This window comes from Tistrella bauzanensis (assembly GCF_014636235.1).
GTDB classification, from domain to species: domain Bacteria; phylum Pseudomonadota; class Alphaproteobacteria; order Tistrellales; family Tistrellaceae; genus Tistrella; species Tistrella bauzanensis.
This window is the reverse complement of the sequence record NZ_BMDZ01000011.1, coordinates 1-14,378: the sequence shown is the minus strand read 5'-3', so window position 1 is coordinate 14,378 and position 14,378 is coordinate 1. Positions and strand designations below refer to the sequence as shown.

Here is a 14,378-nt window from a genome sequence, read left to right as displayed (position 1 = left end):
CCGAAGATGCGCAATCCGATGACCGGCTGCCTGTGGCCGGTTCGATGCCGGCCGGTCCGCCGGCTCGTCATGCCTGCCGGTCCGTGAACCAGGCCTCCGCCTGTTTGCGGCCAGATGTTTTCTGCCTCTTGCGACCGGAGCGATCGATCCCCGATGGCGCGCCCGACTTCGAACAGCCGCCTGCAACTTTATGATGTCAATGCCGGTGAAACCGGCGGTTCTGCCGGTGGCCCCTCCGGGGGGTCGTCCGGCGGCGACTATGCCGGTGTGGGCGCGCTGCTGAAGCGCGAACGTCTGCGCCAGGGCCATGACATTGCCCAGGTCGCCGACCAGCTCCGCATTCGGCAGGTGTATCTGGACGCGCTGGAAGAGGGGCATTATGCCCAGCTGCCGGCGCCCGCCTATGTGATGGGCTTCCTGCGGTCGTATGGTGGCTTTCTGGGGCTGGATGTGCCGGAGCTGCTGCGGCGCTACAAGTCCGAAGGCCAGCACGTGCCGGCCACCAACAGGCTCGATTTCCCGACGCCGGCCGAGGAAGGCCAGATGCCGCGCTTCACGGTGATCGTGGTGGCGCTGGTGCTGGCGGTGATCGCCTATGGCGGCTGGCGATATTTCGGCGAGACACCGAACCAACTGGCCGACAGCGTGGCCGAAGTGCCGGCCTATCTGTTGCAGTCGGGGGGTGAAGGCAGCGATGCGGCCCAGGTCGGCGCCGGCAGCCAGGCCGGCAGCGTGACGGAAAGCGACGACCGCACCGCCGCCGAAAGCACGCGTGAGCTGGCCCCCGATACCGGAGAGACCACCGCCACGCCGCCGGCCGTCACCTCCGCGCCCACCACCTCTGCGCCGACCACATCGCCTGCCCCGGCCACATCGCCCGCACCGGCTACGTCAGCAGCACCGGCTACGTCAGCAGCACCGGCTACGTCAGCAGCACCGGCTACGTCAGCAGCACCGGCCACCTCGGCGTCGCCATCGACATCGGGCAGCCAGCCTGCGGCCCCGTCGGCGCAGACCCCGGCCAATCAGACCCCGGCCAATCAGGCGCCAGCCCCTCAGGCCCCGGCAGCGGGTGCTCAGCCGATCCCATCGGCGCCCCAGGCTCCGGCCGGTGGCAGCGGCATCCGCATCGCCGCCAATGCCGACAGCTGGCTGCAGATTCGCGGCCCCGGCGGCAATACGGTGTTCAGCCGCATTCTGAAGGCGGGTGAAACCTATGATGTGCCGCCTGAAGCGGTGGGTGGCAGCATGATCACCGGCAATGCCGGTGGCATCGTGGTCGTGCTCGACGGACAGGGATTGCCGGCGCTTGGCGGCCCCGGCGTCGTCCGTCGCGGGATCGTGCTGGAGCGCGAGGCGCTGCGCGCACTGGGCGGCTGAGCCGCCTGCGGTCTCCACATGCCCTTGCCGACGGTGCCGGCGGCTGCTAAGTCCTGTCCGTGCAGCCCATCCTGTCCGCCCATTCCGGCGACCCGTCACCCCCGGCGGGTCACGTTCAGCGACGGAAGCGACCATGACCGTCAGAGCCTATCGCCATATCGAACGGCGGCTCAGCCGCAAGATCCGCGTGGGATCGGTCGAGGTCGGCGGTGATGCGCCGATTTCGGTGCAGACCATGACCAACACCCAGACCCCCGACATCGCCGGCACGCTGGACCAGATCCGCCGCGCGGCCGAGGCTGGGGTCGATATCGTGCGGGTGTCGTGCCCGGACGAGGACTCGACCGCGGCGTTGCGCCAGATCGTGCGTGAAAGCCCGGTGCCGATCGTGGCCGATATCCATTTCCATTATCGCCGCGCCATCGAGGCCGCCGAAGCGGGGGCCGCCTGTCTGCGGATCAACCCGGGCAATATCGGCGCCGCATCGCGTGTGCGCGAGGTGGTGAAGGCGGCCAGGGATCACGGCTGTTCGATCCGCATCGGCGTGAATGCCGGCAGCCTGGAGCGCGACTTGCTGGAGCGCTTCGGCGAGCCCTGCCCCGAGGCGATGGTGGAAAGCGCGCTGAACCATATCCGGATCCTGGAAGACAACGACTTTTTCGAGACCAAGATCAGCGTCAAGGCGTCGGATGTGTTCCTGGCCGTCGCCGCCTATCAGGGGCTGGCGGAAGCCTGCGACTATCCGCTGCATCTGGGCATCACCGAGGCGGGTGGCCTGCGCGCCGGCACGGTGAAATCGGCCGTGGGCCTTGGCATGCTGCTCTGGGCCGGGATCGGCGACACGGTGCGGGTGTCGCTGTCGGCCGATCCGGTGGAAGAGGTCAAGGTCGGCTATGACATCCTGAAGAGCCTGGGCCTGCGCCGGCGCGGCGTGACCATCGTCTCCTGCCCATCCTGTGCCCGGCAGCGCTTTCAGGTGATCGACACCGTGACGCGACTGGAAGACCGGCTGTCGCATATCACCGTGCCGATTTCGCTGTCGGTGATCGGTTGCGTGGTCAACGGCCCCGGCGAGGCGCGCGAAACCGAGATCGGTGTCACCGGCGGTGGCGGCCATCATCTGGTCTATATCAACGGCAGCCCCGACCATAAGGTCGATGACGACCGGCTGGTCGACCATATCGTCGAACTGGTCGAGGCGCGGGCCGCCGCGATCGCCGCCGGCGACACGACCATGACCACGCTGAAGCGCACGGTTGCGGCCGGGAGCTGAACCGCCCCGCTCAACCTTGCCTGCCTCGGCATGCCCCCTGATCCGAGACCACGCCTTACGGAGACCAAAGCCTTGGCCAAGTTGCAGTCGGTGCGCGGCACCCACGACATCCTGCCCGACGAGATGCCGCGCTATCGCAATGTCTTCGACGCGGTTGCCGAGGTCGGCACCACCTATGGCTATGGCGAGATCGCGACCCCGATCTTCGAATTCACCGAGGTCTTCAAGCGCACGCTGGGCGACACCTCCGACGTGGTGTCGAAGGAGATGTACACCTTCAACGACCGTGGCGGCGAGGGGCTGACCCTGCGGCCTGAAGGCACGGCCGGTGTGGCTCGCGCGGTGATGTCGGCGGGTCTGCTGCAATCGGTGCCGCTGAAATACTTCTATCGCGGCCCGATGTTCCGTTATGAGCGGCCGCAGAAGGGCCGGATGCGCCAGTTTCACCAGATCGGCGTGGAACTGCTGGGCGTGGCGGAACCCGCCGGCGATATCGAGGTGATCACCCTGGGCGCCGATCTGCTCGACCGGCTGGGGGTGATGGGCGACACGGTGCTGGAGATCAACACCATCGGCGACATGGACAGCCGCAACGCCTATCGCACGGCTCTGGTCGCCTATCTGGAAGCCCATATCGACCAGCTCTCCGACGACAGCCGCGAGCGCCTGCACCGCAACCCGTTGCGGGTCTTGGACAGCAAGGATGCCGGCGACCGGGCGGTGGTGGCCGATGCACCGCGCTTCGACGATTATCTCACCCCCCATGCCGCCGATTTCTTCGCGACCGTTCTGGCGGGCCTCGACCGGCTGGGCATCGGCTATCGCCGCAACCCGTTCCTGGTGCGCGGGCTTGATTACTATTGCCACACCACCTTCGAATTCGTGACCGAGCGGCTTGGATCGCAGGGCACCGTGCTGGCCGGCGGCCGCTATGACGGTCTGATGGGCCAGATGGGCGGCGCCGAGACCCCCGGTGTCGGCTGGGCGGCCGGTGTCGAGCGGCTGTCGATGCTGGCCGAGCCGCGCGCGGTGGCGCCGCGTCCGGTGGCGCTGGTGCCGCTGGGCGGTGCCGCCGAGGCCGAGGCGCTGGTTCTGGCCCGCAGTCTGCGGCGCGCGGGCGTGGTGGTCGATCTGGGTTATGGCGGCAATCTGAAGAAGCGGATGAAGCGGGCCGACAAGATCGGTGCCGCGCGGGCGGTGATCTTCGGTGATGACGAACTGGCCCGCGGTGTCGCCCAGGTGAAGGATCTGGACGAGGGCGGCCAGACCGAGGTGGCGCTGGCCGATCTGGTCGACCGGCTGGCCGTGCAGCACGGATGAGCATCGACGCCAAACTCGATCAGGTGTTGCGCCGGCACGAGGAACTGGCGGCGCGGCTGGCTGATCCGGCTCTGGCGGGATCGGCTGATTTCGTGCGGCTGAGCCGCGAGTTCGCCGGCCTGGACGAGCTGGCCGGCGCCGTCCGCCGCCGCCGGATCCTGACCCGCGAGTTGGAGGATGCCCGCCGGCTGGCGCGGGAGGCCGGCCAGGACGCCGAGATGCGGGCGCTGGCCGAAGACGAGATCGCGGCGCTGGCCAGTGAGGCGGCCGCCCTGGACCGCGCCGTGCGGCTGATGCTGCTGCCGCGCGACGAGGCCGACGACCGCAGCGCCATTCTGGAAATCCGCGCCGGCACCGGCGGCGACGAGGCGGCGCTGTTCGCCGCCGATCTGTACCGCATGTATCAACGCTTCGCTCAGGAGATGGGCTGGCGGATGACCCTGATGCAGGCCAGCGACAGTGATCTTGGCGGCTTCCGCGAGGTCGTGGCGGAGATCGAGGGCGCCGGCGTCTATGGCCGGATGAAATTCGAAAGCGGCGTGCACCGGGTGCAGCGGGTGCCGGAAACCGAGGCGCAGGGCCGGATCCATACCTCGGCCGCGACCGTGGCGGTTCTGCCCGAGGCGGAAGAGGTCGATGTCGCCATCGATACCGGCGACCTGAAGATCGATGTCTTCCGGGCCAGCGGCGCCGGCGGCCAGCATGTCAACACCACCGACAGCGCCGTGCGCATCACCCATGTGCCGACCGGGCTGGTGGTGGTGCAGCAGGATGAACGGTCGCAGCACAAGAACCGCGCCAAGGCCCTGAAGATCCTGCGTGCGCGGCTGTTCGAGCAGGCCCGCGACCAGGCGTCGGAAGCTCGTGCCGCCGAGCGTCGCGGCCTGGTCGGCTCCGGCGACCGGTCGGAACGGATCCGCACTTATAATTTCCCGCAGAACCGGGTGACAGACCACCGGATCGGCCTGACCCTGTACAAGTTGGACAAGGTGATCGCCGGCGAGGCGGTGGGCGAGTTGATCGAGGCGCTGATCACCGAGGATCAGGCGGCACGGCTGGCGATGCTTGATGACGAGGCCGCCGCATGACCACCGGCGACGGTGACGCGCGCGGCATAGCCCGCACTGCGGATAGCTTGCGTTGCCGGTTGACGATGGCCCTGCGGCCGGTGGCCGGAGATGATGCCGGGCTTGAGGCACGGATGATCACCGAGGCCGCAACCGGGCTCGACCGGGCGGCCCTCCGGTTGCAGGGCGCCACGGCGGTGCGGCCGGCGCAACTGATGGTCGCGGAGACGATGCTGGCCCGCCGGCTGGCGCGCGAACCGTTGTCGCAGATCCTGGGCAGCCGGGGGTTCTGGACGCTCGACATCGACGTCACCGCCGATGTGCTCACCCCCCGTCCCGACACCGAGACCCTGATCGACGCGATGCTGGACTTCGTCGATGCCGACGGTCGCGGACACGGCTATCCGTGGCGGGTGCTGGATCTGGGCACCGGATCGGGTTGCCTGCCGGCGGCGCTGCTGTCGGAACTGCCTGAGGCGCGGGCGATCGCCATCGACCGTTCCCCCGCCGCCGCCCGTATCGCCCGCCGCAATCTGGACCGCATCGCCCCCGGGCGGGCGCTGGTGGTGGTGTCGGATTGGGCATCCTGTCTGGCGGCGACGGGATGTGAGGCCGGCGCATTCGACTTGATCCTGTCCAATCCGCCTTATATACCTAGCGGAGAAATCCGGACCCTTGATCCGGAGGTTGCGCGGCACGAGCCGCATCTTGCGCTGGATGGCGGAGATGACGGGCTCGCGGCATACAGGGTGCTGGCACCCGGGATTGCCCGTCTGCTGCGCCCCGATGGGTTCGCATGCATCGAGATCGGATTGGGACAGGCGCTGGATGTGGAGCGCCTTCTGGCCGATCAGGGACTGATGACTTCTGTACGGAACGATCTTGGCCATATCGCGCGCTGCGTTACGGCGCGGCATGCTATGAGCCCGGCGGCCTGAACGGCTCTGTGGGATCTGAACGGCTCTGTGTGACCCGAGCGGCCCCGCGGCCGGATTCGACCCTGGTGATACCTGCCCGTGATCGCCTGGTGCCTCGCGGACCCATGGTCGAATGCGCACTGTATCGTGCTGGCCGCTTCTGGACATGATTTCAGACCGGACCCCGCCAAAGCCTGGCGCGGACGTCACCGAACTGCCGGCTTGCCCGGCCTTGAACACTGCCGGCATGACCGGCCTTGAACAGATAGGACGGCTTGGACTGACATGAGGAACGGCCCGAATTCCAAGCGGACACGCATGGGGCGCCAGCAGAGTGGCGGTGGCAGTGGTGGCAGCGGACGTCCGCGGCCGCAACAGCCGGTCAATCGCAACCGGATATTCGAAAGCAACGGCCCGGCCGGCAAGTTCAAGGGCAATCTGTCTCAGATCATCGACCGTTATCTGGCGGCGGCGCGCGATGCCTCGTCGTCGGGTGACCGGGTGCTGGCAGAGAGCTTCCTGCAGCATGCCGAACACTATCTGCGCCTGCTGAATGGCACCCAGGATGCCGATCGGGTTCCCGAGACCCGTCCGGTCCCCGACCGGTTCAGCCGCGGCGGGCCTGATGGCGAGTCCGATGACGACGACAATGATGGCGACCAGGGCGACGGCGACGACGATGCCGGCGACCGGGGCCCGGATCGTGGCGGCGACCGCTTCGATCGCGGTGATCGCAACGGCCGCTTCGATCGCGGCGACCGTCCGGAGCGGGGCGAGCGTTTCGACCGTGGCGAGCGTACCGACCGTGGCGATCGCTTCGAGCGTGCCGATCGCGGTGAGCGCGTGGACCGGGGTGACCGGCCCGATCGTGGTGACCGGCCCGAGCGCGTCGACCGGCCCGAGCGCGTCGACCGGCCCGAGCGCGTCGACCGGCCCGAGCGCGTCGACCGAACCGAGCGCGTCGACCGATCCGAGCGCGTTGAGCGCGGCGACCGGCCTGAACGTGTCGACCGGCCCGATCGCAGTGAACGACCTGATCGCACTGAACGACCCGACCGCACTGAACGACCCGACCGCACTGAACGACCCGAGCGTGCCGAACGGGCGGATCGTCCCGAGCGTGGCGATCGTCCCGATCGCATCGAGCGGGGCGACGACGACCGCGGTGGCCGCCGGCGGCGTGGACGCCGGGGCAATCGCGGCGAAGGTCGTGACGAGCGCGAGGGCGGTGAGGTCGCGGCCCGGCCCGACACCGGCGGCGATCTGTTCACCGGCGATGCGCCACGGGTTGAGCGGCGGCCTGCTGGCGACATGATCGACCCGGCCCCGGCGCCTGTTCCGACCCAGCCCGCGGCGCCGGCACCGGTTCCCACACCGGCCCCCGCACCGGCTCCGACGCCCGCACCGGCTCCGGCCCCCGCACCGGCTCCCACGCCCGCACCGGCCCCGGCTCCGACGCCTGCCGCCGCCCCGGCCCCGGCGGAAGCTGCGCCGGCGGAACCGCCGGTACGGACCCGGGCGCCACGCCGCAGCGCTGCCGCTGTGGCGGCCGAGGGTGAGGGTGAGGCCGTAGTGCCCAAGCCCCGCGCGACCCGTCGTCGCCGTACCGCAGCCGAGATCGCTGAAGCCGCCGCGTCGGCGGAAGCGGCACCGGCGGCCGAGGGCGGTGAGGACAAGCCCGCGCCGCGCAAGCGCGTGACGCGCGCCCGGCGGACCAAGGCCGATGATGCCGCCGATGGCGGTGACGCGTGACCGGCTGAAGGCCTGATGCCGGCCCTGCCGGCCCGACGACGAACGGCGCCATCGGATATCCGGTGGCGCCGTTTTTTTGGCATGGGGTCTGTGGGCGGGCGCGGGATGCTGATCAGTCGATGGTCACCGCCATGCCGCGGCTGATCTCCCCGCCCTCGATCACCACCGTGAACACGCCGAATTCCTTATGGCCATAGTGATCGGTCAGCGCCTGGACGATCTTCAGATCGCGCCGGTCGGTGCCGGGATGAATTTCGGTGGCGGCGCAGCGGATGACCTGAGCCACGACCTCCAGCACCGTATCGCCGATCCGCAACCGCCGGCCGATCAGGTCGCGCTCCATCCAGGCGGTGCCCAGATCGACCAGAAGGTTGTTGCGGAAGCGCAGCGGATCGACCTCCGGCAGGTCCATGTCACGGGCAAGTCTGCGGGCGCTGGCCAGATTGCTGACCGAGATCATCTGGCGCTGCTTGTCGGTCAAGGCGCTCTCGGCCATCCGCACCAGCATCGGCGCCTTGGCGGGCGCCAGCCCCAGATGGCGTGCCACCAGCTGGCCGGCGCGGATCGCGAAATCCGGATCGGTGCCCTGGCCGGCCATGGCCTCGCCATCGGGCAGGGTGATGGCCAGCCGGTCGGCGGCCTCGTCATAGCGGCAGCCGATCGACCCCATGCGCGCCTCTGTGACCATCACATGAAAGGCGGCCTTCGGGCGCCATTCCGGCTGGAACGGATTGGGCTGGGTGCCGATTTTGGCAAAGGCGAAGCGGCGATCCGCCGGCAGCGCGGCACCAGGCGTCAGCCTGCAGGTCTCAAGCCGGTCGACCGACAGGCTCTTGACCGGAAAGCGGTTGATATCGATCAAGGCACCATCGGCCATGGATCGGTTCTCCTGATATGGGGCAGGGGCTCCGGTCGTGCGGCTGCGCCGGCAGGACAACGGTGTGCGGGCGTGCACCCAGCCATCATACCGATGGCGGCGGATCGATCGAGACGATCTTGCACGACTGTTGCCGGTTCACCACATTGACCGTGGGTCGGGGATAGCCGGCCCACCGGCCGCCGTTGCCGCATCATGCGGGGCGCGCGATGGCCGGTTTGTCGGTCGGCCAGCCGTTGCCAGAAGGGCGCGGCCCGGGCGCTGTTGGCAGCGGCGGGCCAAGCCTCCGGGATGGTGGTGCCTTTCCATCGGACGATCGCCACGAGGACGTCGAGGCCATGAATATCGAGAGCTATACCGACCGCGCGAAGGGCTTCCTTCAGGCTGCCCAGCAGCTGGCCCAAGCGCGCGGGCATCAACAGTTCACGCCGCAGCATCTGCTGAAGGTGCTGGTTGATGACGAGCAGGGCATGGGGCTGGGTCTGGTGCAGGCGGCGGGCGGTGACCCGGCGCGGCTGCGCGAAACCGCCGAGCGTGCGCTGGGCCGGCTGCCCAAGGTTGAGGGCAGCGGTGCGGGGCAGCTGTATCTGGCGCCCGATACCGCGCGCGTGTTCACCGAGGCCGAGGCTCTGGCCAAGCGGCTGGACGATGATTATGTCGCCGCCGAAACCCTGCTGCTGGCCCTGGCGCTGGTCGAGAAGACCGATGCCCAGACGGCGCTGGCCGAGGCCGGTGTGAAGCCGCAGGCGCTGGAGGCTGCCATCCGCGATATGCGCAAGGGGCGCAAGGTGGAAAGCGCGCAGGCCGAGCAGGGCTATGACGCGCTGAAGAAATATGCGCGCGATCTGACCCAGGCCGCGCGCGACGGCAAGCTCGACCCGGTGATCGGCCGCGACGAGGAAATCCGCCGCACCATTCAGGTGCTCAGCCGCCGGACCAAGAACAATCCGGTGCTGATCGGCGAGCCCGGAGTCGGCAAGACCGCGATCGTCGAGGGGCTGGCCTTGCGCATCGTCAATGGCGACGTGCCCGAAAGCCTGCGCAGCAAGAAGGTGCTGGCGCTGGATCTGGGCGCGCTGGTTGCCGGTGCCAAATATCGTGGCGAGTTCGAGGAACGGCTGCGTGCCGTGCTGCAGGAGATCGATGCGGCGGCGGGCGAGGTGGTGCTGTTCATCGACGAGTTGCACACGCTGGTGGGTGCTGGTGCCGCCGAGGGCTCGATGGATGCATCGAACCTGCTGAAGCCGAAGCTTGCCCGCGGCGAGTTGCGCTGCATCGGCGCGACCACGCTGAATGAATACCGCAAGCATATCGAGAAGGACGCGGCGCTTGCCCGCCGCTTCCAGCCGGTGGTGGTGCCCGAGCCCTCGGTGCCTGAAACCATTTCGATCCTGCGCGGTCTGAAGGAACGCTATGAGCTGCATCATGGGGTGCGGATCACCGATGCGGCGGTGGTGGCGGCGGCGACGCTGTCGAACCGCTATATCACCGACCGCTTCCTGCCCGACAAGGCCATCGACCTGATCGACGAGGCCGCAAGCCGGCTGCGGATCGAGATCGACAGCAAGCCCGAGGCGATCGACGAGCTGGACCGCAAGCTGATCCAGTTGAAGATTGAGCGCGAGGCGCTGAAGCGCGAGAGCGATGCCGCGTCGAAGGACCGGCTGGTCAAGCTTGAGGGCGAAATCACCGCGCTTGAGAAGCAGTCTGCCGACATGACCGCATCCTGGCAGGCCGAGAAGGGCCGGCTGGAAGGCGTGCAGAAGGTGAAGGAGCAGCTCGATCAGGCGCGCATCGAACTGGCCAATGCCCAGCGGCGTGGCGATCTGGCGCGGGCCGGTGAGCTTGCCTATGGCGTGGTGCCCGATCTGGAGCGCAAGCTGAAGGCGACCGAGGAGCAGGTGAAGAGCCGGCTGCTCGACGAGGCGGTGTCCGACAACCACATTGCGGCGATCGTCTCGCGCTGGACCGGCGTGCCGGTGGACAAGATGCTGGAAGGTGAGCGGGCCAAGCTGTTGCGGATGGAACAGGTGCTGGGCGGCCGGGTCATCGGTCAGGCCGAAGCGGTGGCGGCGGTGTCGGAAGCGGTGCGCCGGGCGCGGGCCGGGCTTCAGGATCCCCGTCGGCCGATCGGCTCCTTCCTGTTTCTGGGCCCGACCGGTGTCGGCAAGACCGAGTTGTCGAAGGCTCTGGCGCAATTCCTGTTCGACGATGATGCGGCCCTGCTCAGGGTCGACATGTCGGAGTTCATGGAAAAGCACGCGGTCTCGCGGCTGGTCGGCGCGCCTCCGGGCTATGTCGGCTATGACGAGGGGGGGGTGCTGACCGAAGCGGTGCGCCGCCGGCCCTATCAGGTGATCCTGTTCGACGAGGTGGAGAAGGCTCATCCGGACGTGTTCAACATCCTGCTTCAGGTGCTGGATGACGGGCGGCTGACCGATGGTCAGGGGCGGACGGTCGATTTCACCAACACGGTGATCATCCTGACCAGCAATCTCGGTGCCGAGATTCTGGCCGGTCAGGCACCGGGGACGCCGGCCGAGGATGCCCGTGCCCAGGTCATGGCGGTGGTGCGGGCCTCGTTCCGGCCGGAATTCCTCAACCGTCTGGACGAGGTGATCCTGTTCCACCGGCTGGGGCGCGAGCATATGGGCGGGATCGTCGATATTCAGGTCGCCGATCTGGTCAAGCGGCTTGGCGACCGGCGCGTGGGGCTCTCGCTCACCGATGGGGCCCGCAACTGGCTGGCAGAGGCCGGCTACGACCCGGTCTATGGCGCCCGGCCGCTGAAGCGCACCATTCAACGCGAGGTGCAGAACCCGCTGGCGCGGATGGTGCTGGAAGGCCGCCTGCCTGAAGGTGCCGAGGTGCGGGTGGATGTCCGCGACGGCGCGCTCACCTTCGAAACCACGGCCCCCAAGGCCGAGGCTGCGTGAGACATGGCGGCTGCATGAGGGGTGGGGTGGCGGCTTCGTCCGCCCCCATCGTCACCGCCCCGCCACCAATGAAACCCCGCCACCAATGAAACCCCGCCACCAATGAAACAAGGCCCCGCTTCGGCATGAAGCGGGGCCTTTTTCAAGGGACCGGGTGCGGTCGGTTCAGATCACTCGGTGGACCGGCCCGGGGTCGCCGACCGGCTGCTGGCCAGGGTCGCCGACGAGCTGCGCAGGCTGGCGACCTGCTTCTCGACCTGAGCCACGGTCTGGCGGAATTTCTTCATCTCCGCGGCCGCCAGCGTGCGGCCGACGGGCAGCTTGATGCTCTTCGGGTTCACCTGCACCTTGTTGACCAGCACTTCATAATGCAGATGCGGTCCGGTCGAGTTGCCGGTGGTGCCGACGGCGCCGATCACCTGGCCCTGCTTCACCTTCTGGCCGGCCTTGACGTTGATCCGGCTCATATGGGCATAGGCGGTGGAATAGGTACCGTTGTGGCGGATGCGGACATATCTGCCATAGCCGCTGAACCATTCGGCCTTCTCGACCACACCTTCACCGGCGGCCATGATCGGCGTGCCGGTGGGGGCGCCGAAATCCACGCCCTTGTGCATCTTGGTATAGCCGAGCAGCGGATGGCGGCGGGCGCCGAAGCCCGAGGTCAGGCGCGCGCCCTCGATCGGGGTCTGGAGCAGGGCCTTGCGGACGCTCTTGCCCTTCGGATCGAACCAGTCGTCGTCGAAGCGATACAGGGTCAGCGACCGGCCGCCGACCACCAGGGTCGCCGCCAGCATCGCTCCGGTGCGGATCACCCGGCCGCCCTCGTCGACCATGCTTTCATACAGCACCTCGAAGCGGTCGCCCGGCTGAATGTCGCGCTGGAAGTCGACGTCATAAGAGAACGGCTTGATCAGCTCCGACACCATCGATACCGGCAGATTGGCGGCGGCGGCGGCTTCGTAAAGGCTGGAACGGATCTCGCCCGAGGCGAGCGCCAGTTGACGGTTGAGTTCCTTGCGAACCTCGACCGCGGTGAAATTGGTCTGGATACCGCTGCGCTCCACCCGGACATGGCGTTCGGCATCGATCGGCAGGTCGAGCGTCGAGAGCGGGCCGGGATTGCCGTCTGCCCGGCGGCGCGGGAACGTCAGGGAGACTTCCTGGCCAACCTTCAGCGAGCGGGGATTGAACACCTTGCGCATCGACGAGACCAGCGCATAGGCGTCGTCCTGGGCAACGCCGTTGCGGACCAGAAGGTCAATCATGGTGTCGCCGCGCTCCACCGTGGCGCTGCGCACGATCGGGCCCAGATCGGCCGACGAGGTCGAGGGCGTCAGGGTGCGGAGTTCGAGGCGCTCGTCCAGCAGGCGGCGGGTGAGCATCTCGGGGCCGGCAGCGCCCGAGGCGCTGCGCAGGGTCATGTCGAAGGGGTCGAAGCTGTTGACCAGCGGATCGGCGAAGGCAACGTACTCGGCGGCGACGGAAGGAGAGGCAGTGGCGGCGATCGTTATCCCCATCACGGCAGCGACCGCATACGCCATCGTCCTGCCCAACAGAGTTTGTCGCACACCAGACCCGTCGGTGGTGAACCGCATGTAGTCGCCCCTTTGTCCTTGAACCCGCATTTATCGCGTGCTCCCGACCCGCCAGCACCGCCTGTGCGGCCTTCCGGTCGAGATGCGTCGCCCGATCACTTTGGACGTGCCCCCAGTCTGGACGTGCCCGTTAACTTTTAACCGATCATCTCTTTTCCGGCCGTGAACGCCATCGCCGCTCGGCCCGGTTGGCTGGACCGCTTCATTCGGCGCCAGATCGCCTGATATCCGCGTGTGGCCGCCGGCTTTCCCGGAATAAATCACCCGTCAAAGGGTGACGCATCCTTGAAAAGGCAGCCCGAAGAATGCTGATTGACATTCCGGGGCAGAGATCAGGTGAAAAATCACCGTTAGGCAGGTCTTTCCAGTTGAACAAACCCATCTGGACGAGTCCATTCGCGCTGCCTCCGTTGCCGGAGATCAGTTGGAAAGGCGACCAAAACATTCACGACTTTGTTTTGGACTTCGTGTCACTGTGCCCAACCGAAACGGGGGTGTCAACGAGATGTTGGGTATTCCGCGCGGGCAAAATCGTCGCAGGTCCGAATGCGGTCGGAAAGCGTAAAAAGCCACGTATCGTTAATCACTTGGACACCGTACTTCACGCGGCCTCATATGTCGCGACGGGGCGGTTTTGATCTGCGTTCCTCGCATGCGTACACGCGCGAATGAGGGCACGAGCCTGTTTGGGGCCTGAGTGTCCGCCGCGCCGCGCCGGCAATCTGTGTGCGCAGCCGCTCAGATCGGGCACGGGGCGCAGGGAGGGCGGTCACGCTATCGTCACAGCCTGTCCCGCCAGTCCGATGCCCCGCCAGCCCGATGTCCCGCCAGCCCGATGCCCTGCCGGTCCGTTGTTGTGCCAGCCCGGTTTCCGTTCAGCCCAGTTCCCGGCCGGCCCGGTTCCCCGGGCGGTGTGACAGAGGATGCGGGGGCATGATGCATGGGGCGGGTGATCGGCCCGCAGAATAATTCAGGCGGGTTCCACCAGCCTTTTCAATGGCCTGTCAGGGAGTGCCGCCGTCCTGTCGAAAAACCGTCAAAAAAGGTGTTGCCAGTGTGTGCGGGGACCCTTATAAACCGCCCCACACCAGACGGCAGCGCGGTTGACGCGGCGCCGGACGGGGCCGAAAGGCCAGGAAATACAGGCCCTTAAATGGGTCGCGGCTCTTAAATGGGCTGAGAGCGCCTGAGGGCGCGGCGGATCTTCGGGTTCGCTGGGGTTTGTAGCCCCTGATCTTTGACATTGTGAAACGGATCG

The 14,378-nt window shown here is 67.7% G+C and carries 9 protein-coding genes; 7 read left to right on the top strand and 2 right to left on the bottom strand.

Annotation, left to right across the window (positions count from 1 at the left end; all coding sequences use genetic code 11):
• Positions 1 to 153: 153 nt before the first annotated feature.
• The 6 genes from IEW15_RS06765 to IEW15_RS06740 all read left to right on the top strand — a co-directional run bounded on the left by IEW15_RS06765 (position 154) and on the right by IEW15_RS06740 (position 7,709).
• The gene (locus tag IEW15_RS06765; protein ID WP_188576101.1) at positions 154 to 1,380 is read left to right on the top strand and encodes a helix-turn-helix domain-containing protein; all 1,227 of its coding nucleotides are present in this window, start codon (positions 154 to 156) and stop codon (positions 1,378 to 1,380) included.
• Positions 1,381 to 1,513: 133 nt separating this feature from the next.
• On the top strand, positions 1,514 to 2,653 hold the full coding sequence (ispG, locus tag IEW15_RS06760) for a flavodoxin-dependent (E)-4-hydroxy-3-methylbut-2-enyl-diphosphate synthase (protein WP_188576099.1): 1,140 nt from the start codon (positions 1,514 to 1,516) through the stop codon (positions 2,651 to 2,653).
• A gap of 72 nt (positions 2,654 to 2,725) precedes the next feature.
• Positions 2,726 to 3,973, top strand: coding sequence for a histidine--tRNA ligase (gene hisS / locus IEW15_RS06755; RefSeq protein ID WP_188576097.1), 1,248 nt, complete (start codon positions 2,726 to 2,728; stop codon positions 3,971 to 3,973).
• On the top strand, positions 3,970 to 5,061 hold the full coding sequence (prfA, locus tag IEW15_RS06750) for a peptide chain release factor 1 (RefSeq protein WP_188576095.1): 1,092 nt from the start codon (positions 3,970 to 3,972) through the stop codon (positions 5,059 to 5,061). Before hisS ends, prfA begins: the two co-directional genes overlap by 4 nt.
• Positions 5,058 to 5,978, top strand: a complete 921-nt coding sequence (gene prmC / locus IEW15_RS06745) for a peptide chain release factor N(5)-glutamine methyltransferase (RefSeq protein ID WP_188576092.1) — start codon at positions 5,058 to 5,060, stop codon at positions 5,976 to 5,978. Before prfA ends, prmC begins: the two co-directional genes overlap by 4 nt.
• Before the next feature lie 264 nt (positions 5,979 to 6,242).
• The gene (locus IEW15_RS06740) at positions 6,243 to 7,709 is read left to right on the top strand and encodes a DUF4167 domain-containing protein (RefSeq protein WP_188576091.1); all 1,467 of its coding nucleotides are present in this window, start codon (positions 6,243 to 6,245) and stop codon (positions 7,707 to 7,709) included.
• Positions 7,710 to 7,821: 112 nt separating this feature from the next.
• Here the strand turns inward: IEW15_RS06740 and IEW15_RS06735 are convergent, their stop codons facing one another.
• Positions 7,822 to 8,586: an MOSC domain-containing protein gene (locus tag IEW15_RS06735; protein WP_188576089.1), complete on the bottom strand. Its 765-nt coding sequence runs from the start codon at positions 8,584 to 8,586 to the stop codon at positions 7,822 to 7,824.
• A 338-nt stretch (positions 8,587 to 8,924) separates the two neighbouring features.
• Between IEW15_RS06735 and clpB the strand changes: the two genes are divergently transcribed.
• Entirely contained in the window at positions 8,925 to 11,522 is a 2,598-nt protein-coding gene (gene clpB / locus IEW15_RS06730) for an ATP-dependent chaperone ClpB (protein ID WP_188576086.1), read from the top strand.
• A 170-nt stretch (positions 11,523 to 11,692) separates the two neighbouring features.
• Here the strand turns inward: clpB and IEW15_RS06725 are convergent, their stop codons facing one another.
• Positions 11,693 to 13,066: a M23 family metallopeptidase gene (locus IEW15_RS06725; protein ID WP_229707874.1), complete on the bottom strand. Its 1,374-nt coding sequence runs from the start codon at positions 13,064 to 13,066 to the stop codon at positions 11,693 to 11,695.
• Between the last annotated feature and the right edge of the window lie 1,312 nt (positions 13,067 to 14,378).